This window comes from Microbacterium sp. ABRD28 (genome assembly GCF_003850245.1).
GTDB lineage: Bacteria > Actinomycetota > Actinomycetes > Actinomycetales > Microbacteriaceae > Microbacterium.
The window spans coordinates 1848994-1874803 of sequence record NZ_CP031015.1 but is presented as its reverse complement, the minus strand read 5'-3'; the positions used below and the strand labels follow the sequence as shown (position 1 = coordinate 1874803).

The following is a 25810-nucleotide window of genomic DNA, read 5'->3' as shown; positions in this document are numbered from 1 at the left end:
GGCGAGGTGAGGATCACGCCAGGGAGATCAGTTCGGCGTAATCGCGTCCCCAGATGTCCTCGACACCGTCGGGCAGGATGAGCACCCGCTCCGGGTTCAGGGCGTGAACGGCCCCCTCGTCGTGCGAGACGAGGACGACGGCGCCCTCGTAGTGCGCGAGGGCATCGAGGATCTCCTCGCGCGAAGCGGGGTCGAGGTTGTTGGTCGGCTCGTCGAGGAGGAGCACGTTGGCGCTCGAGACCACGAGCGTCGCCAGCGACAGCCGGGTCTTCTCTCCGCCCGAGAGCACCCCGGCGGGCTTGAGCACGTCGTCACCGGTGAAGAGGAACGATCCGAGGACTTTCCGCGCCTCGGTGGCGGTGATGTTCGGCGCCGCCGACATCATGTTGTCCAGCACCGATCGCGAGACATCGAGGTTCTCGTGCTCCTGTGCGTAATAGCCGATCTTCAGTCCGTGGCCCGGGTCGACCTGACCGGTGTCGGGAGCGTCCACCCCCGCCAGGATGCGCAGCAGTGTCGTCTTGCCGGCACCGTTGAGGCCGAGGACGACGACCTTCCAGCCGCGGTCGATGGCGAGGTCCACGTCGGTGAAGATCTCCAGCGACCCGTAGGACTTCGACAGGCCGGCGGCGGTCAGCGGCGTCTTCCCGCACGGGGCGGGCTTGGGGAATCGGAGCTTGGCGACCCGATCCTCCTGGCGGACCTCCTCGAGGCCTGCCAGCATCTTCTCCGCCCGCGCGACCATCTGGTGGGCGGCGGCTGCCTTCGAGGCCTTCGCTCCGAACCGGGCCGCCTGCTGCTGCAGCACGGTGGCCTTCTTCTCGACGTTCGCGCGTTCCTTCTTCCGGCGTTCCTCGTCGGCCACCCGCTGGCGGAGGTAGTTCTTCCAGTTCATGTTGTAGACGTCGATGACCTGACGGTTGGCGTCGAGGTAGAACACCCGATTCACCGTCTCACCGACCAGCTCCACGTCGTGGGAGATCACGATGAGTCCGCCCTTGTAGCCCTTGAGAAACTCGCGCAGCCACACCACGCTGTCGGCGTCGAGGTGGTTGGTCGGCTCGTCGAGGATCATCGTGCCGGCGTCCGAGAAGAGGATCCGGGCGAGCTCGATGCGTCGGCGCTGACCGCCGGACAGGGTCTTCAGCGGCTGATCGAGGATGCGGTCGGGAAGCGACAGGTTGTGGGCGATCGATGCGGCCTCGGCCTCTGCCGCGTACCCGCCCAGAGCTTCGAACCGCTCAGTGAGCTGGGCGTAGCGACGCATGGCGCGCGCCGCCACGTCGGGATCGTCGGAGGCCATCGACACGGACGACTCCTGCATGCCGATCGCGATCGTCCCGAGGCCTCGTGCATCGAGGATGCGCGTGCGCGCGAGCATCTCCGGGTCACCGGAACGGGGATCCTGCGGAAGGTAGCCGATCTCTCCTGAACGGTCGACGCGGCCGTTTGACGGGAGCAGGTCACCGGCGAGGACCTTGGTGAGCGTCGTCTTTCCGGCACCGTTGCGGCCCACCAGACCGACCTTGTCGCCACCGGACACCCGGAACGACACCTCGGACATCAGCACGCGGGCGCCCACGCGGATCTCGAGGTCGTGTACGGCGAGCACGGCGAACGTCCGATCGGTCAACAGGGGGCGAGAGGCCGAGTGGCCAGCTCCCCAGTATACGACTGCACCGGCTTCGCCTCAGCCGGTGGTGTCTTCTAGGCTGAGCCCATGTCATCGATCGCCGTCGCTCCCCGCCCTCGTCGCGTCCTCGCAGACGTCGTGGCGCGCCCCTCGTCCCGTACCCGCGCCTTCGCCGTCGACGCCGCCCTGGTGTCCGCCGGCGCGCTGTTCGTCGCCGTTCTGGCGCAGGTGTCGATCCCGCTGTGGCCCGTGCCCATTACCGGACAGACGCTCGGCGTGATCGTGGTCGGCGCCGCCCTCGGAGCCCGCCGCGGCGCCGCCAGCCTCACGGTCTACCTGCTCGCCGGGCTCGCGGGCCTGCCCGTCTTCGCCGACTTCACCGGGACGATCGCGGCGGTGGCCAAGCCGAGCTTCGGATTCATCATCGGCTTCATCGCGGCTGCGGCCGTCGCAGGATGGTTCGCCGAGCGCGCCTGGGACCGGCGGCCCGCCCTGGCGTTCCTCGGCTTCGTCGCGGCGAGCGCGATCCCGTTCCTCTTCGGCATCCCCTACATGGCCCTCATCCTCAACGCCGTCCTCGGAATGGATCTGTCGTTCTGGCAGGTTCTCGAAGCGGGTCTGTTCCCCTTCATCGTCGGAGGCATCATCAAGGCCGCGATCGCGGCCGCTCTCATCCCCGGCGCCTGGGCGCTCGTGCGCAGACTGGATCGTCGCTGACACCTCTCGATCTCTCGACCCCGAGCGAAACCCCGGCCCCGCGGCCGGGGTTTCGTCATTCGGAACGGGCGCACACACCGCCTCAGGTAAAGTAAGGCTGTCCTAATCTCCTGGAGGCTTCCTTGACTCACTTCCGCATGGCTGCAGCGCTGAGCGCCGGCCTCGTCGTCACTCTCGCGCTGGCCGGCTGCGCCGGCTCGGCCGCCACCGGCACGACTGCCGATGCGGCCACCTCGGCGGAGGGCCCCTTCCCGGTGACCATCACCCATGCCTTCGGCGAGACGACGATCAGCGACGAGCCCGAGCGCATCGCGACCGTCGCGTGGGGCAATCATGAGGTGCCGCTCGCACTGGGAATCGTTCCGGTCGGGATGAGCAAGGCCACCTGGGGCGACGACGACGGCGACGGCGTGCTGCCGTGGGTGGAGGACCAGCTCGACGCGCTCGGCGCCGAGACACCGGTGCTGTTCGACGAGACCGACGGCATCGACTTCGAAGCCGTCGCCGACACCCAGCCCGACGTGATCCTCGCCGCCTACTCGGGCCTGACGCAGGAGGACTACGACACGCTGTCGAAGATCGCTCCCGTGGTGGCCTACCCCGAGGTGGCGTGGGGCACCTCCTATGAGGAGATGATCGAGCTGAACTCCGCCGCGCTCGGACGTGCGGAGGACGGCATCGCCCTCATCGACGACCTGCACGCGCAGGTGGACGAGGCTCTCGCCGCTCACCCCGACCTCGCCGAGGCGAAGGTGCTGTTCTCGTATCTCGACCCCGCCGACCTCAGTCAGATCGGGTTCTACACGGCCCTGGACACCCGCCCCGGCTTCCTCGCCTCCCTCGGGATGCCGCTGCCGACCGCGGTCGAGGAGATGTCGGCGGACACCGAGGAGTTCTACCTCAGCGTCAGCGCCGAGGAAGCCGACCGCTTCGACGACGTCGACGTCTTCGTCACCTACGGTGACGCCGACGGCGCCCTCGTCTCGCAGCTGCAGGCCGACCCGCTGCTCTCGCAGATTCCTGCGATCGCGAACGGCGACATCGCGGTCCTCGAGAACAGCACGCCCCTCGCCGCGTCGGCGAACCCCTCGCCGCTGTCGATCGGCTGGGGCATCGAGGAGTACTTCGCGCTTCTCGACGGCGCCCTGAACTGATCGCCCTCGCTCGATCGTGACGACCTCGGCCACCCCTGCGCTCCTGCCGGACGCCGCTGCTCCTCTGCGGCGTCCGGCAGGGGTGCGGTGGGCGTGGCTGGGGGCGTCGATCGTCCTGCTGGTGGTGCTGTGCGCCGCATCGATCGCCTTCGGAGCGCGCGACATCACCGTGTCAGAGCTCTTCGCCGCCCTCTCGGGCCGCACCGACACCGTCGGAGAGGCCGCCGTGGTCGCACGCGTCCCCCGGACGGTGCTCGCCGCGGTCGTGGGGGCCGCTCTCGCCCTGGCCGGGGCGACGATGCAGGCCGTCACCCGCAATCCGCTGGCCGATCCGGGGATCCTCGGCGTCTCCGGCGGGGCGGCACTGGCGGTGGTCATCGGACTCGCGTTCTTCGGCATGAGCGACCCCTGGAGCACCATGGGTCTCGCGATCGCCGGTGCGGGGGGAGCCGCCGTCTTCGTGTACGCGGTCGGGTCGCTCGGACGCGGCGGCGCGACTCCGCTCAAGCTCGCGCTGGCGGGCGCCGCGGTCTCCGCGGCCTTCGCATCGCTGGTCAGCGCCATTCTCCTCCCCCGGGTGGACGTGATGGAGACCTTCCGGTTCTGGCAGATCGGAGGCGTGGGCGGCGCCACCTGGGACCGACTCCTCGCCGTCCTGCCCGTCCTCGCCCTCGGCGCGCTCATCTGCCTGATCACGGCCCGCGGCATGAACTCCCTGGCGCTCGGCGACGACCTCGCCGCCGGGCTGGGCGAGAACGTGGGCCGGACCCGTCTGCTGTCCTCCGCCGGCGCTGTCATCCTCTGCGGCGCGGCGACCGCCGTGGCCGGCCCCATCGGGTTCGTCGGCCTCGTCATCCCGCACTTCTGCCGGCTGCTCATCGGGACCGACCATCGCTGGCTGCTGCCCCTCTCGGCCGTCGTCGGCGCCGATCTCCTCCTCGTCGCCGACGTGATCGGTCGGATCGTCGCGCGACCGGAGGAGATCGAGGTCGGCATCCTCACCGCCCTCATCGGCGCCCCCTTCTTCATCTGGATCGTCCGCCGGCAACGGGTGCGTGAACTGTGACCGCCGTGCGCACCCACGGCGTCCTCGCGGCCTCGACGACCGCGGGGACGATTGCGCGTGGGCGTCGACGGCGGGCGACCCGTCGGGCCGCTGTCATCGGGGCGCTCTCCATGGCGATCGCGACGGTCTTCGCCGTGTCGCTGATGATCGGCAACACCTTCTACGGACCGGGCGACGTGTTCCGGGTCCTTCTCGGCGAACAGGTCACCGGGGCCTCGTTCACCGTGGGCGAGCTGCGACTCCCCCGCGCTCTCCTGGGCCTGTTCGCCGGGTTCGCATTCGGGACGGCCGGGGTCACCTTCCAATCCCTCCTGCGCAATCCGCTGGCATCCCCCGACATCATCGGGATCAGCGCAGGGGCCAGTGCCGCAGCGGTGACCGGCATCGTGGTGCTCTCCCTGTCGGAGACGGCGGTATCGCTCCTGGCCCTCGCCGGCGCGCTCGCGACCGCGCTCGTGATCTGGCTCCTGGCCCACAAGGACGGGTTCGCCGGAACGCGCCTGATCCTCATTGGCATCGGTGTCGCCGCGATGCTCGACAGTGTCATCACCTCCGTCCTCTCCCGGGCAGCGGTCTGGGATCTGCAGGTCGCGATGCGATGGCTCACCGGCAGCCTCAACGGCGCCGACTGGCAGACCCTGACCCCCGTCGTGATCGCCGCGGCGATCCTCGTCCCGGTGATGATCGGCCAGACCCGCAATCTCGATGTGCTTCGGCTCGGGAACGACACCGCGGCGGCCCTCGGCGTCGCCCTGACATGCAGTCGGCTTCTTCTCATCGTCGCCGCCGTCGCGCTCCTCGCCTTCGCGACGGCGGCCACGGGGCCCATCGCGTTCGTGGCGTTCATGGCCGGGCCGATCGCGGCGCGTCTCATCGGGTCCGCCGGGTCGCTCCTCGTGCCCGCGGGACTCGTCGGCGCGCTCCTCGTCCTCAGCGCGGATCTCGTCGGCCAATTCGCCTTCGAGAACCGTCTGCCGGTCGGCGTCATCACGGGCGTCCTCGGCGCCCCCTACCTCATCTACCTCCTCATCAGGACGAACCGCTCCGGAGGCTCGCTATGACCACCGCCCATCGCCTGGCCGCCGAGGGGCTCACCCTCGCCTACGGGAGTCGGCTGATCGTGCCAGAGCTAGATCTCGTCGTCCCGTCCGGTCGGGTCACCGCGATCATCGGTGCGAACGGCTGCGGGAAGTCCACGCTTCTGCGCGCGCTGGCCCGCCTGCTCGCTCCCCAGTCGGGACGCGTGGTCCTGGACGGCGAGGCGCTGCACACGCGGAAGTCCAAGGAGGTCGCCAGGATGCTGGCACTCCTCCCCCAGAGTCCGGTCGCGCCGGAGGGGATCGCCGTGGCCGACCTCGTCGGTCGCGGCCGCCACCCGCACCAGCGTCCGCTCGCGCGGTGGAGCACCCGCGACTACGAGGTCGTCGCGCAGGCGCTCGAGGCCACGGGTGTCGCCGACCTGGCCGATCGAGCCATGGACGAGCTCTCCGGGGGCCAGCGTCAGCGGGTGTGGATCGCGATGGCCCTCGCGCAGGAGACGGACGTCCTGCTGCTGGACGAGCCGACCACGTTCCTCGACGTCGCCCACCAGATCGAGGTGCTGGACCTCCTCACGGATCTGAATCGCGACCGCGGCACGACGATCGTGATGGTGCTTCACGACATGAATCTCGCCGCCCGCTACGCCGATCACCTGTTCGCCCTTCGTGACGGCCGCGTCGTCGCCGAGGGCCCGCCGCGGGACATCCTCACGCGGCGACTGATCGATGAGGTCTTCGACCTGGACGCCGTCGTCATCGACGATCCTGTCTCGGGCGCGCCGATCGTCCTCCCCCGCGGCCGCCACCACGCCACCCGCACCGACGCCCACCCCATCACGGAGGCTTCCCGATGAGCGCCATGCGCTTCTTCCGCGTGCGCGTCTCGCGCATCACCGACCTGACCCCGAGCTTCCGTCGGTTCACGTTCGTCGGAGATGACCTCGACCAGTACGGGGATCCCGGGTACGACCAGCGGGTGAAGGTGGTCTTCCCCACAGCGAGCCTCCCCCTCGATTCGATGCCCACCGGCGAGGACTGGTACACCCGGTGGCGCGCGCAGCCCGACGACGGGCGTCTGCCCTTTCGCACCTACACCACCCGCGCCGTGCGCCACGCCGTCCGGGAGGTCGACATCGACATGGTCGCCCACGAGATCTCCGGTCCGGCGTCGGCGTGGATCGCCGCTGCCGCTGAGGGCGACGAGGTGCTGATCCTCGCCCCGACGACAGCGGATCGGGGCGTGAGCCTCGGAATCGACTTCGTCCCGCCCCGGCACACCGAGAACCTGCTTCTGGCCGGTGACGAGACCGCGGCCCCCGCCATCGCGGTGATCCTGGAGCAGCTGGCCCCCGACGCCCGAGGAGTCGTGGCGGTGGAGGTGCCGCATGAGGGCGATCTCGACTACCTGCCGCGCCATCCCGGCTTCGACTACCTCGTCGCCGCCCGGGGCGACGGGCCGCGGCACACCCACCTCGTCGCGGCGGTCGAGGACGCCGTTCAGCGTCTGGCCCCGTCGGGGCGCGGGGGCGAGATCGAGGAGATCGACATCGACGAGGGAATCCTCTGGGAGGTTCCCCGCACCGCCAAGGGCGGCGCGGCCCTCAAAAGGGCGCCACTGTACTCCTGGCTGGCCGGTGAGGCGAGCGCGATCAAGACCCTTCGGCGGCACCTCGTCACGGAGCAGGGCGTGGACCGGCGTGCCGTGGCCTTCATGGGCTACTGGCGGCTCGGCCGTGCTGAGAACTGAGCTGCGAGGAGATCGACGACGGCGCGGGTCTCAGGCCACGGTCGTCGATCGCGCCTCGTGTGCGTGGCCGAGGCGGAGGCCCGGGACCAGCGCGGCGAGTGCGAGAAGCGTGCCGATCACGAAGACGGCCGGGAACCCGGCATCCGTCCCCGTCAGCAGCGTGAAGACCAGCCCCATCACCGCGATGGATGACGCCGAGCCGACGGCGTCCGAGATCGACAGCGCCGAGGAGTTGAATCCCTGATTCTGCGGTGTCGAATACGCCAGCGTCAGCACTGTCAGTCGCGGGTACATCAATCCCATTCCGGCGCCCGCGAGGCTCCATCCGGCGACGAGGACCGCGGGGGTGAGGCTCAGCAGCGCCGTCGCCACCGCGATGAGGAGCGAGGCGACCAGCAGCGCGGTGCCGATGACGGTGATGCGGGTGTTGCCGAGGCGGTCTCCGATACGGCCCTGCACCTCCGCCGCGCCCGCCCACGCCAACGCGGCCGCCGTGAGCCCCAGACCAGCCCAGGTCGGCGAGAAGCCGTAATCGTCGATGAGCAGGTAGGGGATGTAGATCTCGGCCCCGAACAGCGCTCCCGCGATGAGCCCGCGCATCAGGACCACACTGGGCAGCCCGTGGGCGGCGCGCAGAGCGCCGGGCGGCAGGAGCGGACGCGCTGCGAGCGCGACGACGACGACCGAGGCGATGACCGCAAGCCACGCCCATCTGCCGAGTTCGCCGGCCAGGCTGAGTCCGAGCGCGCCGATGGCGACGACGAACGCGCACGCGAGCCGCGGCCCGACCCGCGCCGTGGCCGGTTCGTCGGTGTGGAGCGGCAGGCCGTGCAGACGCGCCACCACGAGCAGGTAAGCGACGATGGTGAGCACCGCCACCCCCAGGAACACCCAGCGCCAGTGCAGGAACTCCGCGACGGCTCCGGCCAGGAAGGGGCCGATGAGCGAAGGGACGACCCAGGCTGCCGAGAAGGCCGCGAAGACGCGTCCGTGGACGGTCCCGGGGTACACCCGCGCGACGACGACGTACAGGGCGACCGTCTGCCCGCCGGTTCCGAGACCCTGCACGAGTCGTCCGGCGACGAGAGCAGGCATGCTGGGCGCCAGCCCGGCGATCAGAAGACCGATCACGAACAGTCCCACCGCAGTGCTGAGAGGCGCCAGCACACCGCCCCGGTCGCACCAGGCACCCGCCGCCACCATGCCGATGACACTGGTTGCGAGGGTCCCGGCGAAAGCGACGGCATAGAGGCGGTCGCCGTCGAGGTCGGCGCTGACCACCGGCATCACCGTGGTCACCGCGAGCGCCTGCGTCGCCGCGAGGAAGATCAGGGCGACCGCACCGACGGTCACCCAGAGGAACGGCGGACCCCAGACGGACGAGGGTGCGACGTCGACCGGAGCGCGAGAGGAGGTCATGCGCGTGCGAGGGCACCGACCCGCGCCACGGCCTCGCGCAGCACGTCGGGATCGCAGCCGAAGTTGATCCGCACGTGTCCGCGACCCTCCGCACCGAACTGCGGACCGAAGTGGAACGCGACGCGTGCCTCCCGGAGAATGCGCCGCCCCGGGTCATCCCCCCATTCGTACGCGCTCAGATCGACCCACCCGAGGTATCCCGCGGGAGGAATGCGGAAGCGGGCGAGAGGGAGGTGGGCGGCGAGGAGATCGTCGAGGAGCCGGCGATTGACGTCGAGCCGAGCCAGGAGCGCGCCCAGCCACTCGTCGCTGTCGGCGAACGCCGCGATCGCCGCATGCGCACCGAAGATGCCCGTGCGCCATTCGACCTCGACAGGGAGCGATCGGAGGGTTCCGAAGCGCTCGGGGGTCGCGGCGACCATGATCGCGCACTTCAGACCCGCGAGATTGAACGCCTTGCTGGCGCTCACCAGGGCGAAGCCGACCGACGCTGCTGTGTCGGAGACCGCCAGGAACGGCACGAACCCGGCATCGGGTTGCGCCAGAGGAGCGTGGATCTCGTCGCTCAGGACGACGGCATCGTGGGCGGCGGCGAGCTCGGCCAGGCGCTCCAGGGTTCGTCGCTGGTGCACGGTCCCGGTGGGGTTGTGCGGGTGGCACAGCAAGATCGCCCGGGCGCCCGCCGCGAGAGCCGCATCGACACCGGCGAGGTCGATCTCCGGCCCCTCCGGTCCCTCGACGAGAGGGACGCGCGAGACCACGGCGCCGGCCTCGGCCACCGCGTCGAAGAAGGGCGGGTAGACGGGCGGCATGACGATCACCCGGTCGCCCGGGCGGGTGACCTGACGCAGGATCTCGACGACCCCCATCATCACATCGCACGTGGTCCGCATGAGGGCGGGATCCGGATGCCAGCCGAAGCGCCGCCCCGCGAATCCGGCGTACGCTTCGCGGACGCCCGACCCCGGCGCGGTGTAGCCGGTATCCCCGAGCTCGACGGCGCGGCGCAACCGGGCCGAGATCGCCGGAGCCAGCGCGAAGTCGGTCTCGGCGACGAAGAGCGGCAGCACGTCAGCGGGGTACGCCCGCCATTTCGCGCTGGATCGCTCCCGCAGATCGGCCAGCGGAAGGGCCTCGAGGGGCTGCACCCCTGCGTCAGATCGCGAAGCCGAGCGCGCGCATCATGTCGCGCCCGTCGTCGGTGATCCGCTCGGGGCCCCACGGCGGCATCCACACCCAGTTGATGCGGAAGCGCTCGACGACCTCGTCCAACGCCTGAGCGGTCTGCTCCTCGAGGACGTCGGTCAGCGGGCACCCAGCCGACGTGAGGGTCATGTGGATGACGAGGGCATCGTTCTCGTCATCCCATGCGAGGTCGTAGATGAGACCCAGGTCGACGACATTGATCCCCAGTTCGGGGTCCATCACGTCCTTGAGGGCTTCGGTGACCTCGTCGAACTTCTCCGGGCTGAGCGTCGCGGTCATGGCTGCATCCTACGCGGGGTCATCTCAGGCGTCGACCGGCGTCTCATCGCCGATGAAGCGGTCGTAGCCCTCTTCCTCCAGGCGCTCCGCGAGTTCGGGGCCGCCCTCTTCCGCGATGCGGCCGTTGACCATCACGTGGACGAAGTCGGGGCGGATGTAGCGGAGGATGCGGGTGTAGTGCGTGATGAGGAGCACGCCGAGATCGGTGTCCTCCTTGGCGCGGTTGACACCCTCGGATACGATCTTCAGCGCATCGACGTCGAGACCGGAGTCGGTCTCGTCGAGCACGGCGATCTGCGGCTTCAGCAGCTCGAGCTGAAGGATCTCGTGACGCTTCTTCTCACCGCCGGAGAATCCCTCGTTGACGTTGCGCTGGGCGAACTTCGGATCGATGCGGAGGCTCTTCATGGACGCCTTGACGTCCTTCGTCCACGTCCGGATGGCCGGCGCCTCGCCGTCGATCGCGGTCTTGGCGGTGCGCAGGAAGTTGGTCACCGTGACACCGGGGATCTCGACCGGGTACTGCATGGCGAGGAAGAGCCCCGCGCGCGCCCGCTCGTCGACCGACATCTCCAGCACGTCTTCGCCGTCGAGGGTGATCGATCCGCTCGTGACGGTGTACTTCGGGTGCCCGGCGATGGTGTACGCCAGCGTCGACTTGCCGGAGCCGTTGGGCCCCATGATCGCGTGGGTCTCGCCGGTACGGACGGTCAGGGTCACGCCGTTGAGGATCGGGGTGGTCCCGGCGTCGGTCTCGACCGTGACATGGAGGTCGCGGATCTCGAGCACAGTCATCAGATGTCCTTCTTCACATTCGGGTCGATGAGCACGTCGTTGCCGTCGATGGTCACTTCGAAGACCGGGACGGGTTCGTATGCGGGGAGGTTGAGGGGTTTGCCGGTGCGCAGCGAGAACGCCGAGCCATGGGCCCAGCACTCCAGAGTGTCACCGTCGACGAAGCCCTCGGCGAGCGAGATGTCGCCGTGCGTGCAGGTGTCGCCGATGGCGTGGACCTCGCCGGCGGCGTCGAGGACGACGGCGATGGCCACTCCGTCGACCTCCACACGCAGGGCGGAGTCCTGCTCGAGGTCGCTGAGGGCACAGACGCGGGTCGCGCTCACGCGGCCGCTCCTTCCTCGAGTTCGCGCTCGATGGCCGCGATCAGCTCCTCCTCCAGCGTCGGGATGCCGATGCGCTGGACGATCTCGCCGAGGAAGCCCAGGACGACCAGCCGCCGTGCCTCCGCCTCGGGGATGCCCCGGGCCTGCAGGTAGAACAGCTGCTCGTCGTCGAAGCGCCCGGTGGCGCTGGCGTGACCGGCGCCGGCGATGTCTCCGGTCTCGATCTCGAGGTTGGGGATGGAATCGGCGCGGGCACCGTCGGTGAGGACGAGGTTGCGGTTCGCCTCGTACGAGTCCGTTCCCACGGCGTCGCGACCGATGAGCACGTCGCCGATCCAGACGCTCCGGGCGCTCTCACCCTGGAGGGCGCCCTTGTAGAGCACATCTCCCACCGTGTGCGGGCCCTTGTGGTGGAGGTAGACCTGGCTCTCGAGGTGCTGGCCCGCGTCCGAGAACGACACGCCGTAGAGCTGCGCACGAGACCCCGCCCCTGCCAGTTCGACGGACGGGTTCACCCGGACGACCGAGCCGCCGAGGCTCACCACCACATGCGTCAGCGAGCCGTCGCGCTCGACACGGGCCTGGTGCGCCGCCGCGTGGACGGCGTCGTCGTCCCAGCGCTGGACCGACACGACCGTCAGGGCGGCGCCGTCACGGACGATGATCTCGACGTTCTGGGCGAGGAGGGCGGGCCCGGCGTGGCGCAGCAGCACGGTGCCGCGAGCGTGCGGTTCGGCCTCGATGACGAGGTGCGAGAACGTGGCCGCCGCATCGGCGACGACGTCGACGATGACCGGTTCGGTCAGCTCGGCGCCCGACCGCAGCCGGATGCGCGTCGCTTCGGGCGTGCGCACCCACGCCAGCGCCGCCGGGTAGTCCTCGGGCGTGAACACCTCGCCGCGCGGCGCGGAACCCGGGGCGAGGGTGTCGACCGTCACACCGACGTGCTCGCCGACGGTGATGCCCGTCGGCCGTGCCGCCGCGTCATCCGTCTGCCACAGCGGCGCAAGACGCTCGATCGGGGTGTGCTTCCAGTTGACCTCTCGCCCGGTCGGGACGCCGAAGTCAGCCGGATCGTAGGACTGCGGACGCTCGGAGCGGGTCTGGATGGGAGCCAGGCCCCACCCCCCGTCGGTGTGCGCTGTGGATCCCGGCACCGCGACGGGTGCCTGCGTGGTGGAGCTCATTCAGCCGACGCTGCCTTCCATGCCCATCTCGATGAGCTTGTTCAGTTCCATCGCATACTCCATCGGCAGCTCACGGGCGATGGGCTCGATGAACCCGCGGACGATCATGGCCATCGCCTCGTCCTCGGGGAGACCGCGGCTCATGAGGTAGAACAGCTGCTCCTCGCTGACCTTCGACACCGTCGCTTCGTGACCGAGCTGCACGTCGTCGACCCGGATGTCGATCGCCGGGTAGGTGTCGGATCGCGAGATCGTGTCGACCAGCAGCGCATCGCAGCGCACCGTGTTGGCGGAGTGGTGCGCATTGGCGTCCACCCTCACCTCGCCGCGGTAGCCGGCGCGACCGCCGCCCCGGGCGATCGACTTCGACACGATCGACGACTGGGTGTACGGCGCCATGTGGATCATCTTCGCGCCGGCGTCCTGGTGCTGACCGGGACCGGCGAAGGCGACCGAGAGCGTCTCGCCCTTGGCGTGCTCGCCGACCAGGAAGATCGACGGGTACTTCATCGTCACCTTGCTGCCGATGTTCCCGTCGACCCATTCCATCGTGGCGCCCTCGTGGGCGACAGCACGCTTGGTGACGAGGTTGTAGACGTTGTTCGACCAGTTCTGGATCGTCGTGTAGCGCACGCGGGCGTTCTTCTTCACGATGATCTCGACCACGGCCGAGTGCAGGGAGTCGCTCTTGTAGATCGGGGCGGTGCAGCCCTCGATGTAGTGGACGTACGACCCTTCGTCGGCGATGATCAGCGTCCGCTCGAACTGCCCCATGTTCTCGGTGTTGATGCGGAAGTACGCCTGGAGGGGGATGTCGACGTGCACGCCCTTGGGGACGTAGACGAAGGAGCCTCCCGACCACACGGCGGTGTTCAGCGCGGCGAACTTGTTGTCACCGGCGGGGATCACGGTGCCGAAGTACTCCTCGAAGAACTCGGGGTGCTCCTTCAGCGCGGTGTCGGTGTCCATGAAGATGACGCCCTGGCGCTCCAGATCCTCCTGGATCTGGTGGTAGACGACCTCGGACTCGTACTGCGCCGCGACGCCGGCGACCAGACGCGCCCGCTCGGCCTCGGGGATGCCGAGTCGCTCGTAGGTGTTCTTGATGTCTTCGGGGAGGTCCTCCCAGGACTGTGCCTGCTTCTCGGTGGAGCGCACGAAGTACTTGATGTTGTCGAAGTCGATCTCCGACAGGTCGGCACCCCACGTGGGCATGGGCTTGCGCCCGAACAGCTGGAACCCCTTGAGGCGGTTCTTGAGCATCCATTCGGGTTCGTTCTTCATCGCGGAGATGTCGCGCACCACCGCCTCGCTGATGCCGCGGCGGGCGCTCGCTCCGGCGGCGTCTGTGTCGTGCCATCCGAATTCGTACACCCCCAGGCCTTCGAGCTCCGGGCGATCGATCAGTACATCCGACATCGTCACACTCTCCTCTCGGGGCCCCAACGGATTTCTCCGTTCCGACATTCCCCCTGCCTCGGGGAGAAACGGCAGGGATTGTCGCGGGGTCGACCCGCTCCTGGCGTCGCGCTGGACGCCTAAACTGTTCAGAAGGGGTTGCGCCCGAGGGCGCGCGACCGAACCCTTCGATTCTACAGGTTCCGCCTTCCCCCCGGCCCGCGCCGGGTGCCCGGCGGCATCCGACCCAGGAGGTCCCCGCATGTCCGCGCTCGCGCCCGTGTCGACTCGCCCGCGCCGGGCGCCTGAGGGGATGAGTCGTCCGCTCCGCGTCTTCGCGTGGCTGTCATTCGTCGCCGAGGTCCTCATCATCGGCACCGGCGGGGCTGTCCGGCTGACCGGCTCGGGGCTCGGCTGCCCCACCTGGCCGCGGTGTACCGCCGATTCGATCGTCCCCACCCCCGAGATGGGGATCCACGGCGTGATCGAGTTCGGGAACCGCACGCTCACCGGCGTGGTGGGGATCCTCGCGCTCGTCGTCGTCATTCTGATCGTGCTCCGAACCGGCGGTCGCAGGGCTCTCGGCCCGACCCTGTGGTTCGCTGCCGGCGGAATCGCGGGGGCCGGAGCGGCCGTGGCGCTCGGCATCGCGCTCGACATCCCGGCGGGACCCCTCGCCAACGGCGTCCTGCTCGCCGCGGTGATCGCGGCCGCGATCCGCTCCGTCCGCACGACTTCGGCGCGACGCGACCTCGTGCTGTTGGCCTGGGTGGTGCTCATCGGTGTCGTCGCGCAGGCTCTCGTCGGGGGGATCACGGTGCTGACGGGTCTGAACCCCTTCATCGTCGGCTTCCACTACGTCGTCTCCGTCGTCCTCGTGTGCGTCACCGCGGCCTTCCTCGTCCGGATGAACCGACCCGATCTGCCTCGCGAATCCGCCGTCCCCGCGTGGTTGCGTTGGACGACCAGAGCGGCGGTCGCAGCCCTGATCGTCACGATCGTCTTCGGCATCCTGACCACCGGGGCCGGCCCGCATTCGGGCGATGCCGACGCCGGCAGGAGCGGATTCGACGCCGAGCTCCTCGAACACATCCACGCCTGGCCCAGCTACGTGCTGTTCGCTCTGACGATCGCCCTTGTCATCGGCGCATGGCGGCAACGAGACCGAAGCCCGCTCCTCGCTCGATGGAGCATCATCCTGCTCGGGTCGGAACTGGTCCAGATCGCCGTGGGTCTCTTCCAGGCCCGGAACGGTCTGCCGATCCTCGCGGTGGGCATCCACATGGTCCTCGCCGCGCTCACGGCGGCGGCCATGACCGCGGTGGTGCTGCACCTGACCCGACCGGTGACAGGCGGCGTGCCCGTCGTCACGCGTGACGCGTCGGAGGCTCGCGCCGGCGTCGGCGCCTGATCCCCGCTGCGCCGTTCGCCCTTCGCGGTCGCGCTCCCCGTTCATTCGCCCCGCGCTTTCCTCCGTCCCTTCCTCGGCGATTCGCCGAACCTCGGACGCATCGGTCGAGGGCGACTGCGCGAAGGAAGATCTCCGCGTCACCGTCCCGCAGTCCCTCGTCCCGCGCGGTCCTCAACGCGTGTCGGCTCACCCCTTCGTCCAGCAGGAGCGAACGCGCGCGCAGCAGTCGCGGTGATCTCCCGCCGCCCGGTCGGATCCGCCTCGTCGGACCGTGGCACGCTCGATCCCCGCGGTACCGACGCGCGGCGCCGATGAGAAGCAGGGCCGCGCCGCGTCAGAAGGGCAGGAGCGGGTCGACGGCGATCGCGACGAAGAGCAGGGTGAGGTACGAGATCGAGGCGTGGAAGACGCGCATGGGTCGCGGCTCAGTGCCACGCACCGCTCGGTTGTACAGGCGGTGCGACTCGTAGATGAACCAGCCGCCGAACACCACAGCCGACACGGTGTACACGAGTCCCATCCCGGCGACGGGGATCAGCAGCAGCGAGCACGCCACGGTCGCCCAGGCGTAGAGGATCACCTGCAGTCCGACCTGCGAGCCGGTGCGAGTCGCGCCGAGCATGGGCACATCGACCTCCGCGTAGTCGCCGCGGTACTTCATCGACAGCGGCCAGTAGTGCGGCGGCGTCCACAGGAACACCAGCAGGAACAGCACGAACGGCGTCCACGACAGCGACCCCGTCACCGCGGTCCATCCGATCAGCACCGGGAAGCACCCGGCGATGCCGCCCCAGACGATGTTCTGCTCGGTGCGGCGCTTGAGGATCATCGTGTAGACGACGACGTAGAAGAAGATCGCGCCCGCCGACAGGCCGGCGGCGAGCGGATTGGTCGTCAGCAAAAGCCAGAGGGTGGATGCCACAGCGAGCGACCAGGCGAACACCAGCGCCCCTCGTGGGGTGACCTCCCCCGTCACCAGGGGACGGTTCTCGGTGCGCTGCATGTGGGCGTCGATGTCGCGGTCGAGGTACATGTTGAACGCCGCGGCCGATCCGGCGCTCAACGAACCGCCGATCACGGTCGCGAGGACGAGCCAGAGGTTCGGCAGTCCGTTCTGCGCGAGGATCATCACCGGCACCGTGGTGACCAGCAGCAGCTCGAGGACGCGCGGCTTGGTCAGCGCGATGTACGCACGGACGGTACGACCCGGAGACGGGCGGTGGCGCGTGATCGCGCCACCGGCGGCCGTTGAGATGTCCATCGTCCCCCGTTGCGAGCCTCGAGAAAGTCCCCTCCGAGTCTAGGTCATGGCGCGCGGGCTCCGTCCGGCGGGAGGTTTCTATCGCGAAGACCGAGGGATGTCAACGGCTCGTCGCGACCTGTCACAGTCGCTCGCCCGGATGTGCCGCTTCGCTATGCTGAAGCCACACGCGCGCCCCGCGCCCAATCCCCTGTACCTCACCGGTCTTCGCCGTGGATTGCCTGCCGTCGGGACGCACCTTCGAGAAAGGCGGCCCGGGTGTCGGCATTGCGGTGGGAAGAGATCGATCGACGCGCGGTGGACACCGCCCGAGTCCTGGCGGCGGACGCCGTGGAAAAGGTCGGCAACGGTCATCCCGGCACCGCGATGAGCCTCGCCCCGGCGGCGTACCTTCTCTACCAGCGGGTGATGAACCACGATCCGGCCGAGACGCACTGGCCCGGCCGTGACCGTTTCATCCTCTCCGCCGGCCACAGCTCGCTGACGCAGTACGTGCAGCTCTACCTCGGCGGTTTCGGCCTCGAGCTCGACGATCTGAAGGCGCTGCGAACCTGGGGGTCGAAGACCCCGGGTCACCCCGAGTTCGGTCACACCGACGGCGTGGAGATCACCACCGGTCCGCTCGGGCAGGGCCTGGCCTCTTCGGTCGGCTTCGCCTATGCGCAGCGCTTCGAGCGCGGGCTGTTCGACCCCGAGACCCCCGCAGGCGAATCCCCGTTCGACCACCACATCTACGTCATCGCCTCCGACGGTGACCTCCAGGAGGGTGTCACCTCCGAGGCGTCGTCGCTGGCCGGGCACCAGAACCTCGGCAACCTCGTCGTCATCTACGACTCCAATCAGATCTCGATCGAGGACGACACCAACGTCGCTTTCACCGAAGACGTCGCGAAGCGCTACGAGTCATACGGATGGCACGTGCAGACGGTCGACTGGAAGAAGACCGGGCAGTACGTCGAAGACGCCGCCGCGCTGTACGAGGCGATCGAGCAGGCCAAGGGCGAGACCGACCGGCCGTCGATCATCATCCTGAAGACCATCATCGGCTGGCCCTCCCCCGGCAAGCAGAACACCGGCAAGATCCACGGCTCGGCCCTGGGCGCCGACGAACTGCGCGCCACAAAAGAGGTGCTCGGCTGGAACCCGGACGAGACGTTCGAGGTGCCGGACGACGTGCTCGCGCACACCCGCTCCCTTCGAGAGCGGGGCGCGGCGGCGCGCGCCGCGTGGCAGGAGAAGTTCGACGCCTGGGCCGCAGCCCACCCCGAGCGCAAGGCCCTCTGGGACCGCATTCAGGCGCGGGAGCTCCCCGGTGACATCCGCGACGCGCTGCCCGTCTTCGCCGCCGGCAAGGACGTCTCCACCCGCGCGGCCTCCGGTCAGGTCATCAACGCCCTGGCCGCGCAGCTTCCCGAGCTCTGGGGCGGCTCCGCCGATCTCGCCGAGTCGAACCTCACGACGATCAAGGACGCGAAGTCCTTCATCCCCGAGGTCTGGTCCACGCATGAGTGGTCGGGTGACCCGTACGGCCGCGTGCTGCACTTCGGAATCCGCGAGCACGCGATGGGCGCGATCATCAACGGCATCGTGCTCCACGGACCGACCCGCGCCTTCGGCGGAACGTTCCTCATCTTCAGCGACTACATGCGCCCGTCGGTGCGCCTGGCGGCCCTGATGAACATCCCGTCACTGTTCGTGTGGACCCACGACTCCGTCGCGCTCGGCGAGGACGGTCCCACGCACCAGCCGATCGAGCAGCTCGCCGCGCTGCGCGCCATCCCCAATTTCACGCTGGTCCGCCCGGCCGACGCCAACGAGACCGCCGTGGTGTGGCTGGAGCTGCTCCGCCGACACGACGGCCCTGCGGGCCTGGCGCTCACCCGTCAGAACATCCCGGTGTTCGAGCGGGGCGAGGGCGATGCCTCCGGCGAGACCTTCGCCTCGGCCGATGGCGCGGCCCGAGGCGCCTACGTCCTGGCCGAGGCTCCTGACGGACGCCCCGACGTGATCCTGATCGCGACGGGCTCCGAGGTGCAGCTGGCCGTGGCCGCGCGCGAGACGCTGCGGGGCGAGGGCGTGAACGCCCGCGTCGTGTCGGCTCCGTCGCTGGAGTGGTTCGCCGAGCAGGACGAGGCCTACCGCGAATCGGTGCTCCCCTCCGCCGTGAGCGCGCGGGTCTCGGTCGAGGCGGGCATCGCGCTGCCCTGGCGCGGCATCGTCGGCGATCGTGGGCGCTCGGTGTCGATCGAGCACTTCGGCGCGTCGGCCGACTACAAGACGCTGTTCGAGAAGTTCGGCATCACCGCCGAGGCCGTCGTCGAGGCGGCCCGCGAGACCATCGCGGCCACGGCCGCCGCCCACTGATCAACCGAGCCACCGCGCTCTTGAGCCCCCGAGGCACTGAGGAGATCCTGATGACCACCCCCACCGCACGTCTTGTCGAAGAGGGCGTCAGCATCTGGCTGGACGACCTGTCCCGCCAGCGCATCGAATCCGGCAACCTGGCCGGCCTGATCGACAGCCGCAACGTCAGCGGCGTCACCACCAATCCGACGATCTTCGCCGGCGCCCTCGCCAAGGGCGAGGACTACGAGGCGCAGGTCACGGCGCTCTCCGCCGACGGAGCAGACGTCGATCGCACCATCTTCGAGATCACGACGGATGACGTCCGCTCGGCCGCCGACATCCTGCGGCCGGTCTTCGACGCCACCGACGGGGTCGACGGCCGCGTCTCGATCGAGGTCTCGCCCGACCTCGCGCACGACACCGCTGCGACGGTCGCCGAGGCGAAGAAGCTCTGGGCCCGGGTGGACCGCCCGAACGTCCACATCAAGATCCCTGCGACCCTCGCGGGTCTCCCCGCGATCACCGAGGTGCTCGCGGAGGGGATCTCGGTCAACGTCACCCTCATCTTCAGCCTCGAGCGGTACGCCGCCGTCATCGACGCCTACCTCTCGGGCATCGAGAAGGCACGAGAGGCCGGGCACGACATCTCCGCCATCCACTCCGTCGCGTCGTTCTTCGTGTCGCGCGTGGACACCGAGGTCGACAAGCGCCTCGAGTCGATCGGCACCGATGAGGCACGGGCGCTGAAGTCCCGTGCCGGCGTGGCCAACGCCCGCCTGGCGTACGAACTCTACGAGCGGGAGTTCGCCACCGACCGCGCGACGGCGCTCATCGAGGCCGGAGCCCGCGTCCAGCGCCCCCTCTGGGCGTCGACCGGCGTCAAGGATCCGGCCCTTCCCGACACCCTCTACGTGACCGAGCTCGTCGCGCCCGGCACCGTGAACACGATGCCGGAGAAGACGCTCGAGGCGACCTTCGACCATGGTGACGTGACCGGCGACACCGTCACCGGCAACTACGCCGATGCGTATGCGGTCTTCGATCAGCTGAAGGCCGTCGGCGTCGACTTCGACGACGTCACCGATGTGCTGGAGAAGGAGGGTGTGGAGAAGTTCATCGCCTCCTGGCACGAGCTGCAGGGAACGGTCGCCGCGGCTCTCGAGGCGGCGCCCGCCAGCGTCGAGGAGGCGGCTCAGTGAGCTTCGACATCCACGTCTCGGGGCGTGTCAAGTCCGTCGTCGACGAGACGCTCCCGGGGCTGGTCGCGAGCCTTGTCGCGTCGGGGATCACCGCCGGCGATGCGTCGCTGTGGGGTCCGGATGCGGAGTCCGAGGCATCCAAGCGCCTCGGCTGGGTGCAGGCGGTGTCGGTGTCGCGTCCGCTCGTCGCCGAGATCGTGGCTCTCCGCGACGAGTTGCGCTCGCGGGGAGTCACCCGCGTGGTCCTCGCGGGAATGGGAGGATCGTCCCTCGCCCCCGAGGTGATCGCCCAGACCTCGGGGGTACCCCTGGTGATCCTCGACTCCACCGCTCCCGGCCAGGTGCTCGCTGCGATCGACGGCGACAGCGAGGCCGGCGGCCTCTCGCAGACCGTGCTCGTGGTGTCCTCGAAGTCGGGGTCGACCGTCGAGACCGACTCGGCCAAGCGCACCTTCGAGGCGGCCTTCCGCGACCTCGGGATCGACCCGACCGAGCGGATCGTCATCGTCACCGACCCCGGCTCGCCGCTGGATCAGTCGGGGCGCGCCGACGGCTACCGCGTCTTCAACGCCGACCCCGAGGTCGGTGGTCGCTACTCGGCGCTGACCGCCTTCGGCCTCGTGCCCGCGGGACTGGCGGGCGTGGACATCGGCGAGCTGCTCGACGAGGCCGAGGCCACCCTTCTCGAAGTCGCCGTCGACAGTCCCGAGAATCCCGCGCTCATCCTGGCCGCGGCGATCGCCGGGGGAACCCCGAGACGCGACAAGCTGGGCCTGGTCACCGATGGAACCCACATCGTCGGGCTCCCCGACTGGATCGAACAGCTCATCGCCGAATCGACCGGCAAGCAGGGCACCGGCATCCTCCCGGTCGTGCTCCTCCCTGTCTCCCCTGAGCTCGACTCCCGGCCCGACGACCTGCAGATCGTGCGCCTGGTCGACGAGGCGGGGGCCTTCCACCTGCGTGAGCGTCACGAGGGCGAGATCCTCGTCAGCGGTTCGCTCGGCGCCCAGTTCATGGTGTGGGAGTACGCCACGGCCATCGCAGGACGGATGCTGGGGATCAACCCCTTCGATCAGCCCGACGTGGAGTCGGCCAAGACCGCCGCCCGCGGTCTGCTCGATGCCCGCCCGGAGCCCTCGGCACCCGCCTTCACCCTCGACGGCGTGGAGGTGCGGGTCTCCGACCCGGCGCTCGCGGCATCAGGAACCGTCGCCGGCGTGCTCGATGCCCTGTGGGCGCAGCTTCCAGCCGACGGCTACGTCTCGATCCAGGCGTACGTCAACCGACTCGACCTTCCGCAGCTCCAGGGTCTCCGCGAGCTCGTCGCCGCCGACTCCGGTCGCCCGACCACCTTCGGCTGGGGTCCGCGGTTCCTGCACTCGACGGGTCAGTACCACAAGGGCGGGCCCGCGACGGGCGTGTACCTGCAGATCCTCGAGCAGACCGATGTCGACCTCGAGATCCCCGGTCGCCCCTTCACCTTCGGCCAGCTGATCCAGGCACAGGCCGCCGGTGACGCCAGCGTCCTGGCTGACGGTCACGGCCGCCCGGTCGTGACGCTCACGCTGACCGACCCGCAGGCCGAGGTCCTCTCCCTGTTCGAAGCCGCCCAGTAGGACGTTCATGACCGACGAGATCCCCGGATCGAGCAGCGGCGCAGCAGCGTCGGGTGTCGAGATCTCCCGCGGACGCAACCCCCTCCGCGACCCTGAAGACCGGCGCTTGAACCGTATCGCGGGGCCGAGCGCCCTGGTGATCTTCGGCGTGACCGGCGACCTCTCCCGCAAGAAGCTGATGCCCGCGGTGTACGACCTCGCGAACCGCGGGCTCCTTCCTCCGGGGTTCGCACTCGTCGGTTTCGCCCGCCGCGACTGGGAGGACCAGGACTTCGCCCAGGTCGTCTACGACGCGGTGCGCGCGAACGCCCGCACCGAATTCCGTGAGGAGACCTGGGCGCAGCTGCTGGAAGGCATCCGGTTCGTCTCGGGCGAATTCGGCGACGCCGACGCCTTCCGACGCCTGCGCGAGACGGTGGACCAGCTCGACGCCGAGCGGGGAACGATGGGCAACCATGCGTTCTACCTCTCGATCCCGCCGAAGGACTTCCCGATCGTCGCCGAGCAGCTGAAGGCATCGGGACTCGTCGACGACACCGCCGACCGCCCCGAACGGTGGCGGCGCGTGGTGATCGAGAAACCCTTCGGACACGATCTGGCCTCGGCGCAGGCTCTGAACGACGCGTTGCGAAGCGCGTTTCCGACCGATTCGATCTTCCGGATCGACCACTACCTGGGCAAAGAGACCGTCCAGAACATCCTCGCCCTGCGGTTCGCCAACGAGCTGTACGAACCCATCTGGAATCGCAACTACGTCGATCACGTGCAGATCACCATGGCCGAAGACATCGGCGTGGGCGGTCGCGCCGGCTACTACGACGGGATCGGCGCCGCGCGCGACGTCATCCAGAACCACCTCCTGCAGCTCCTCGCACTCACCGCGATGGAGGAGCCGATCTCGTTCGACGCCCAGCATCTGCGCGCGGAGAAGGAGAAGGTGCTCGCCGCGGTGACCCTGCCCGAAGATCTGGCCCGCTCCACCGCGCGCGGTCAGTACGCCGGAGGCTGGCAGGGTGGCGAACGGGTTCTCGGATTCCTGGAGGAGGAGGGGATGAACCCCGAGTCCACCACCGAGACCTACGCCGCCATCACCCTCGAGGTCAACACGCGTCGGTGGGCGGGGGTGCCGTTCTACCTGCGCACCGGAAAACGTCTCGGGCGCCGCGTCACGGAGATCGCGGTGGTGTTCAAACGCGCACCCGAACTGCTGTTCTCGCGCAACCAGACCTCGGGGCTCGGTCAGAACGCCCTGGTGATCCGGGTGCAGCCCGATGAGGGCGTGACCATCCGGTTCGGGTCGAAGGTGCCGGGCGCGGGCCTGCAGGTCCGAGACGTCACGATGGACTTCGGCTACGGCCACGCCTTCACCGAGGCGAGCCCGGAGGCGTACGAACGCCTCATCCTCGACGTCCTGCTGGGTGACCCGCCGCTGTTCCCGCGGCACGAGGAGGTGGAACTGTCGTGGCGGATCCTCGATCCCATCGAACAGTTCTGGGCCGCTCAGGAGGGACCGCTCGAGCAGTATTCCCCGGGCTCCTGGGGCCCGGAATCCGCCGAGGCGATGCTCGCCCGCGACGGCCGCACCTGGAGGCGTCCATGATCGTCGATCTGCCCGACACCACTGTCAGCAAGATCTCGCGCGCCCTCGTCAACGTCCGGGAGGAGGGCGGCGCGGTCGCGCTCGGACGCGTGCTGACGCTCATCATCGTCACCCGGCAGGGCGCGCAGGAAGACGTCATCGACGTCGCCAACGCCGCCTCGCGCGAGCATCCGATGCGCGTCATCGTCGTGATGACGAATGGCGAAGACTCCCCGCCGCGGCTGGACGCGCAGATCCGCGTCGGCGGCGACGCCGGTGCCAGCGAGGTCGTGACCCTCCACGCCCTCGGCGAGGCGGGCTCGACCAATCTCGAGAGCCTTGTCACGGGGCTCCTGCTCCCGGACGCACCGGTCGTGGTGTGGTGGCCGGATGACACCCCCGACATCCCTTCGCAGACATCGATCGGAAAGATCGCTCAGCGACGGATCACGGATGCCGCGACCAAACCCGATCCGTCGGCGTGGGTCGCCTCCCTCGGCGAGAAGTACCGGCCAGGAGACACCGACCTCGCGTGGACCCGCCTCACCCGGTGGCGGGAACAGCTGGCGGCGATCCTCGATCAGCCGCCGTTCGAGAATGTCACGAGCATCACCGTCCGCGGCGCGTCAGACTCGCCCTCCACGGCGCTCCTGGCCGCGTGGCTGCGTCTCGCCCTCGATGTGCCCGTCGACTGGGGCTACCTCCCCACCGCGGAGTGGCCGCACGGCATCAAGTCGGTGACCCTCGTGCGTGAAAGCGGTGACGTCGTCCTCGAGCGACCGAGTCCTGCCGTGGCGCTGCTCACACAGCCCGGTCAGCCCCAGCACGACCTCGCGTTCCCCCGGCGGAGCCTGCGGGAGTGCCTCGCCGAGGAGCTGCGTCGCCTCGACCCCGATGTCCTGTACGGTCGAGTGATCACCGAGGGCTGGGCGCTTCTCGATCCGCCTACGACGCAGGAGACACATGACTGATTCGTCCGGCGAGAAGCGCGTCGTCATCACCTCCGACGCTGCCGCGCTGGCCGACTCCGTCGCCGAGCGTTTCCTCACCCGGGTCGCCAAGAAGTCGGCCTCCCGAGACGTCCATGTCGCTTTGACGGGTGGCGTCAGCGGGGCGGCCGTGCTGCGTGCCGCCGCCGCGCAGGCTCCTCGGTACCCCATCGACTGGACGCGGGTGCACTTCTGGTGGAGCGACGAGCGTTTCGTGCGACGGTTCCACCCCGAGCGCAACGAGCGTCAGAGCAGGGAGGCGCTGCTGAACGCGCTTCCGGATGCGCACATCCACGCCGCTCCGGCCAGTGACGAGGGTCTGGACCTCGACGAAGCCGCGGCCGCGTACGCCGCCGAGCTCGCGCGGTACGGGACGTCGGATCATCCGCAGTGGCCGACGTTCGACATCAGCTTCCTCGGCGTCGGACCCGACGGTCACATCGCATCGCTCTTCCCCGACCGCCCCGAGATCCTCGTCACCGACGCATCGGTGGTCGCCGTGCGCGACTCCCCCAAGCCGCCATCGCAGCGGCTCACCTTCACCCGACCGGTGATCAACTCGTCGCAGCGGGTCTGGCTCGTGCTGTCAGGTGCTGACAAGGCGTCGGCGCTCGGTCTCGCTCTCGCAGGGGCAAGCTACCCCAGCGTGCCCGCCGCGGGTGCGAAGGGCACCCGGCGAACGGTGTTCTTCGTCGACCAGGCAGCCGCAGCCCAGGTGCCACCTGAGCTGATCGACCAGGACTACTGAGAGCCCCGGCACCGCCGACGGCGCAGGTCTACTGGCCGCGACGCTCGCGGAGCTGGTTCAGCGCGTCCTCGAGGAGGGCGTCGGCCTCTTCCTCGGTGCGACGCTCCTTCACGTACGCCAGGTGCGTCTTGTACGGCTCGGTCTTGGCCACGGCCGGCGGGTTCTCTCGGTCACGTCCGGCCGGAAGACCGGAGTGCGGCGAGTCGATCGTGTCGGGAATCTCCTCATCGGGGATTCCCGCGGCGAAGTACCGAACCGTCTCGTTGCCCAGCGCGTCCCAATACGAGACGGCGATGCGTTCTGCGTGATACCCGTGATCCTGCTCGCCCATCGGGCCGGCACCCACTCGGGTGCCGCGGATCGCATTTCCTCCGGTTGCCATGTCTTACAGTCCCTGGAACTTGGTGATGAGGCCGAGGGCCACGATGGAGGCGAACCACGCCAGAGCGAGGACCACCGTGAAGCGGTTCAAGTTGCGCTCGGCAAGGCCCGACGACCCCAGAGCCGACGTCATCCCTCCCCCGAACATGTCGGAGAGTCCCCCACCGCGTCCCTTGTGAAGGAGGATGAGGAGGGTCAGCAGGAGGCTCGTGATGCCGAGGAGCACCTGCAGGACGAACTCGAGGATCTGCACAGTCGTAGTGGCCTTTCAGCGCGGTCCGGGCGAACCGCACAGGGGTCAAGTATAGGT

General features: G+C 69.3%; 24 protein-coding genes. 13 read left to right on the top strand and 11 right to left on the bottom strand.

Annotated elements, in window-relative coordinates:
• Positions 1-13: 13 nt before the first annotated feature.
• Positions 14-1612: an ABC-F family ATP-binding cassette domain-containing protein gene (locus tag DT073_RS09060; protein WP_124294441.1), complete on the bottom strand. Its 1599-nt coding sequence runs from the start codon at positions 1610-1612 to the stop codon at positions 14-16.
• Positions 1613-1720: 108 nt separating this feature from the next.
• Here DT073_RS09060 and DT073_RS09055 point away from each other — a divergent pair, with 108 nt between their 5' ends.
• From DT073_RS09055 to DT073_RS09030, 6 genes are all read left to right on the top strand, one after another.
• Positions 1721-2350, top strand: a complete 630-nt coding sequence (locus DT073_RS09055) for a biotin transporter BioY (RefSeq protein WP_124293094.1) — start codon at positions 1721-1723, stop codon at positions 2348-2350.
• A gap of 137 nt (positions 2351-2487) precedes the next feature.
• A complete protein-coding gene (locus tag DT073_RS09050) occupies positions 2488-3504 on the top strand; it encodes an iron-siderophore ABC transporter substrate-binding protein (protein WP_124293093.1) in 1017 nt (338 codons plus the stop codon).
• A gap of 16 nt (positions 3505-3520) precedes the next feature.
• Positions 3521-4570, top strand: coding sequence for a FecCD family ABC transporter permease (locus DT073_RS09045; RefSeq protein ID WP_240638484.1), 1050 nt, complete (start codon positions 3521-3523; stop codon positions 4568-4570).
• Positions 4567-5631, top strand: a complete 1065-nt coding sequence (locus tag DT073_RS09040; protein ID WP_502697151.1) for a FecCD family ABC transporter permease — start codon at positions 4567-4569, stop codon at positions 5629-5631. The genes DT073_RS09045 and DT073_RS09040 overlap by 4 nt, the downstream gene beginning before the upstream one ends.
• On the top strand, positions 5628-6464 hold the full coding sequence (locus DT073_RS09035; RefSeq protein ID WP_124293092.1) for an ABC transporter ATP-binding protein: 837 nt from the start codon (positions 5628-5630) through the stop codon (positions 6462-6464). The genes DT073_RS09040 and DT073_RS09035 overlap by 4 nt, the downstream gene beginning before the upstream one ends.
• A complete protein-coding gene (locus DT073_RS09030) occupies positions 6461-7357 on the top strand; it encodes a siderophore-interacting protein (protein ID WP_124293091.1) in 897 nt (298 codons plus the stop codon). The genes DT073_RS09035 and DT073_RS09030 overlap by 4 nt, the downstream gene beginning before the upstream one ends.
• Positions 7358-7387: 30 nt before the next feature.
• On the opposite strand, the gene DT073_RS09025 is transcribed toward DT073_RS09030, so the two are convergent.
• Genes DT073_RS09025 through sufB form a run of 7 tightly spaced genes read right to left on the bottom strand, consistent with a single transcriptional unit; the run spans position 7388 to position 13988 of the window.
• Complete coding sequence (locus DT073_RS09025) at positions 7388-8776, bottom strand: MFS transporter (RefSeq protein WP_124293090.1); 1389 nt, start codon at positions 8774-8776, stop codon at positions 7388-7390.
• Complete coding sequence (locus DT073_RS09020) at positions 8773-9924, bottom strand: MalY/PatB family protein (protein ID WP_124293089.1); 1152 nt, start codon at positions 9922-9924, stop codon at positions 8773-8775. Before DT073_RS09020 ends, DT073_RS09025 begins: the two co-directional genes overlap by 4 nt.
• Before the next feature lie 7 nt (positions 9925-9931).
• Entirely contained in the window at positions 9932-10261 is a 330-nt protein-coding gene (locus tag DT073_RS09015; RefSeq protein ID WP_124293088.1) for a metal-sulfur cluster assembly factor, read from the bottom strand.
• A 24-nt stretch (positions 10262-10285) separates the two neighbouring features.
• The gene (gene sufC, locus DT073_RS09010; RefSeq protein ID WP_124293087.1) at positions 10286-11056 is read right to left on the bottom strand and encodes a Fe-S cluster assembly ATPase SufC; all 771 of its coding nucleotides are present in this window, start codon (positions 11054-11056) and stop codon (positions 10286-10288) included.
• On the bottom strand, positions 11056-11382 hold the full coding sequence (locus DT073_RS09005) for a non-heme iron oxygenase ferredoxin subunit (RefSeq protein ID WP_124293086.1): 327 nt from the start codon (positions 11380-11382) through the stop codon (positions 11056-11058). Before DT073_RS09005 ends, sufC begins: the two co-directional genes overlap by 1 nt.
• On the bottom strand, positions 11379-12569 hold the full coding sequence (sufD, locus tag DT073_RS09000) for a Fe-S cluster assembly protein SufD (RefSeq protein ID WP_124293085.1): 1191 nt from the start codon (positions 12567-12569) through the stop codon (positions 11379-11381). The genes DT073_RS09005 and sufD overlap by 4 nt, the downstream gene beginning before the upstream one ends.
• Entirely contained in the window at positions 12570-13988 is a 1419-nt protein-coding gene (gene sufB, locus DT073_RS08995; protein ID WP_124293084.1) for a Fe-S cluster assembly protein SufB, read from the bottom strand.
• 292 nt (positions 13989-14280) lie between these two features.
• Between sufB and DT073_RS08990 the strand changes: the two genes are divergently transcribed.
• Complete coding sequence (locus DT073_RS08990; protein WP_124293083.1) at positions 14281-15378, top strand: COX15/CtaA family protein; 1098 nt, start codon at positions 14281-14283, stop codon at positions 15376-15378.
• Between the two features lie 334 nt (positions 15379-15712).
• Here DT073_RS08990 and DT073_RS08985 read toward each other — a convergent pair whose 3' ends face one another.
• Positions 15713-16639 (bottom strand): heme o synthase, encoded by a 927-nt coding sequence (locus DT073_RS08985; RefSeq protein ID WP_124293082.1) that lies wholly within the window; start codon positions 16637-16639, stop codon positions 15713-15715.
• A gap of 258 nt (positions 16640-16897) precedes the next feature.
• Between DT073_RS08985 and tkt the strand changes: the two genes are divergently transcribed.
• From tkt to pgl, 6 genes are read left to right on the top strand one after another with little or no spacing between them, the layout of a single operon-like run.
• Positions 16898-19003 (top strand): transketolase, encoded by a 2106-nt coding sequence (gene tkt, locus DT073_RS08980; protein ID WP_124293081.1) that lies wholly within the window; start codon positions 16898-16900, stop codon positions 19001-19003.
• Positions 19004-19053: 50 nt separating this feature from the next.
• Positions 19054-20184 carry a transaldolase gene (tal, locus tag DT073_RS08975; protein WP_124293080.1) on the top strand — a complete coding sequence of 377 codons (1131 nt, stop codon included), beginning with the start codon at positions 19054-19056 and terminating at the stop codon, positions 20182-20184.
• Positions 20181-21803, top strand: a complete 1623-nt coding sequence (locus tag DT073_RS08970) for a phosphoglucose isomerase-related protein (protein ID WP_124293079.1) — start codon at positions 20181-20183, stop codon at positions 21801-21803. Before tal ends, DT073_RS08970 begins: the two co-directional genes overlap by 4 nt.
• A 7-nt stretch (positions 21804-21810) precedes the next feature.
• Positions 21811-23403 (top strand): glucose-6-phosphate dehydrogenase, encoded by a 1593-nt coding sequence (zwf, locus tag DT073_RS08965; protein WP_124293078.1) that lies wholly within the window; start codon positions 21811-21813, stop codon positions 23401-23403.
• Entirely contained in the window at positions 23400-24353 is a 954-nt protein-coding gene (locus DT073_RS08960; protein ID WP_124293077.1) for a glucose-6-phosphate dehydrogenase assembly protein OpcA, read from the top strand. Before zwf ends, DT073_RS08960 begins: the two co-directional genes overlap by 4 nt.
• Entirely contained in the window at positions 24346-25119 is a 774-nt protein-coding gene (gene pgl / locus DT073_RS08955) for a 6-phosphogluconolactonase (protein ID WP_124293076.1), read from the top strand. The genes DT073_RS08960 and pgl overlap by 8 nt, the downstream gene beginning before the upstream one ends.
• Positions 25120-25147: 28 nt before the next feature.
• On the opposite strand, the gene DT073_RS08950 is transcribed toward pgl, so the two are convergent.
• The gene (locus DT073_RS08950; RefSeq protein WP_124293075.1) at positions 25148-25501 is read right to left on the bottom strand and encodes an RNA polymerase-binding protein RbpA; all 354 of its coding nucleotides are present in this window, start codon (positions 25499-25501) and stop codon (positions 25148-25150) included.
• Positions 25502-25504: 3 nt separating this feature from the next.
• Positions 25505-25753 (bottom strand): preprotein translocase subunit SecG, encoded by a 249-nt coding sequence (gene secG, locus DT073_RS08945; RefSeq protein WP_124293074.1) that lies wholly within the window; start codon positions 25751-25753, stop codon positions 25505-25507.
• Positions 25754-25810: the final 57 nt, after the last annotated feature.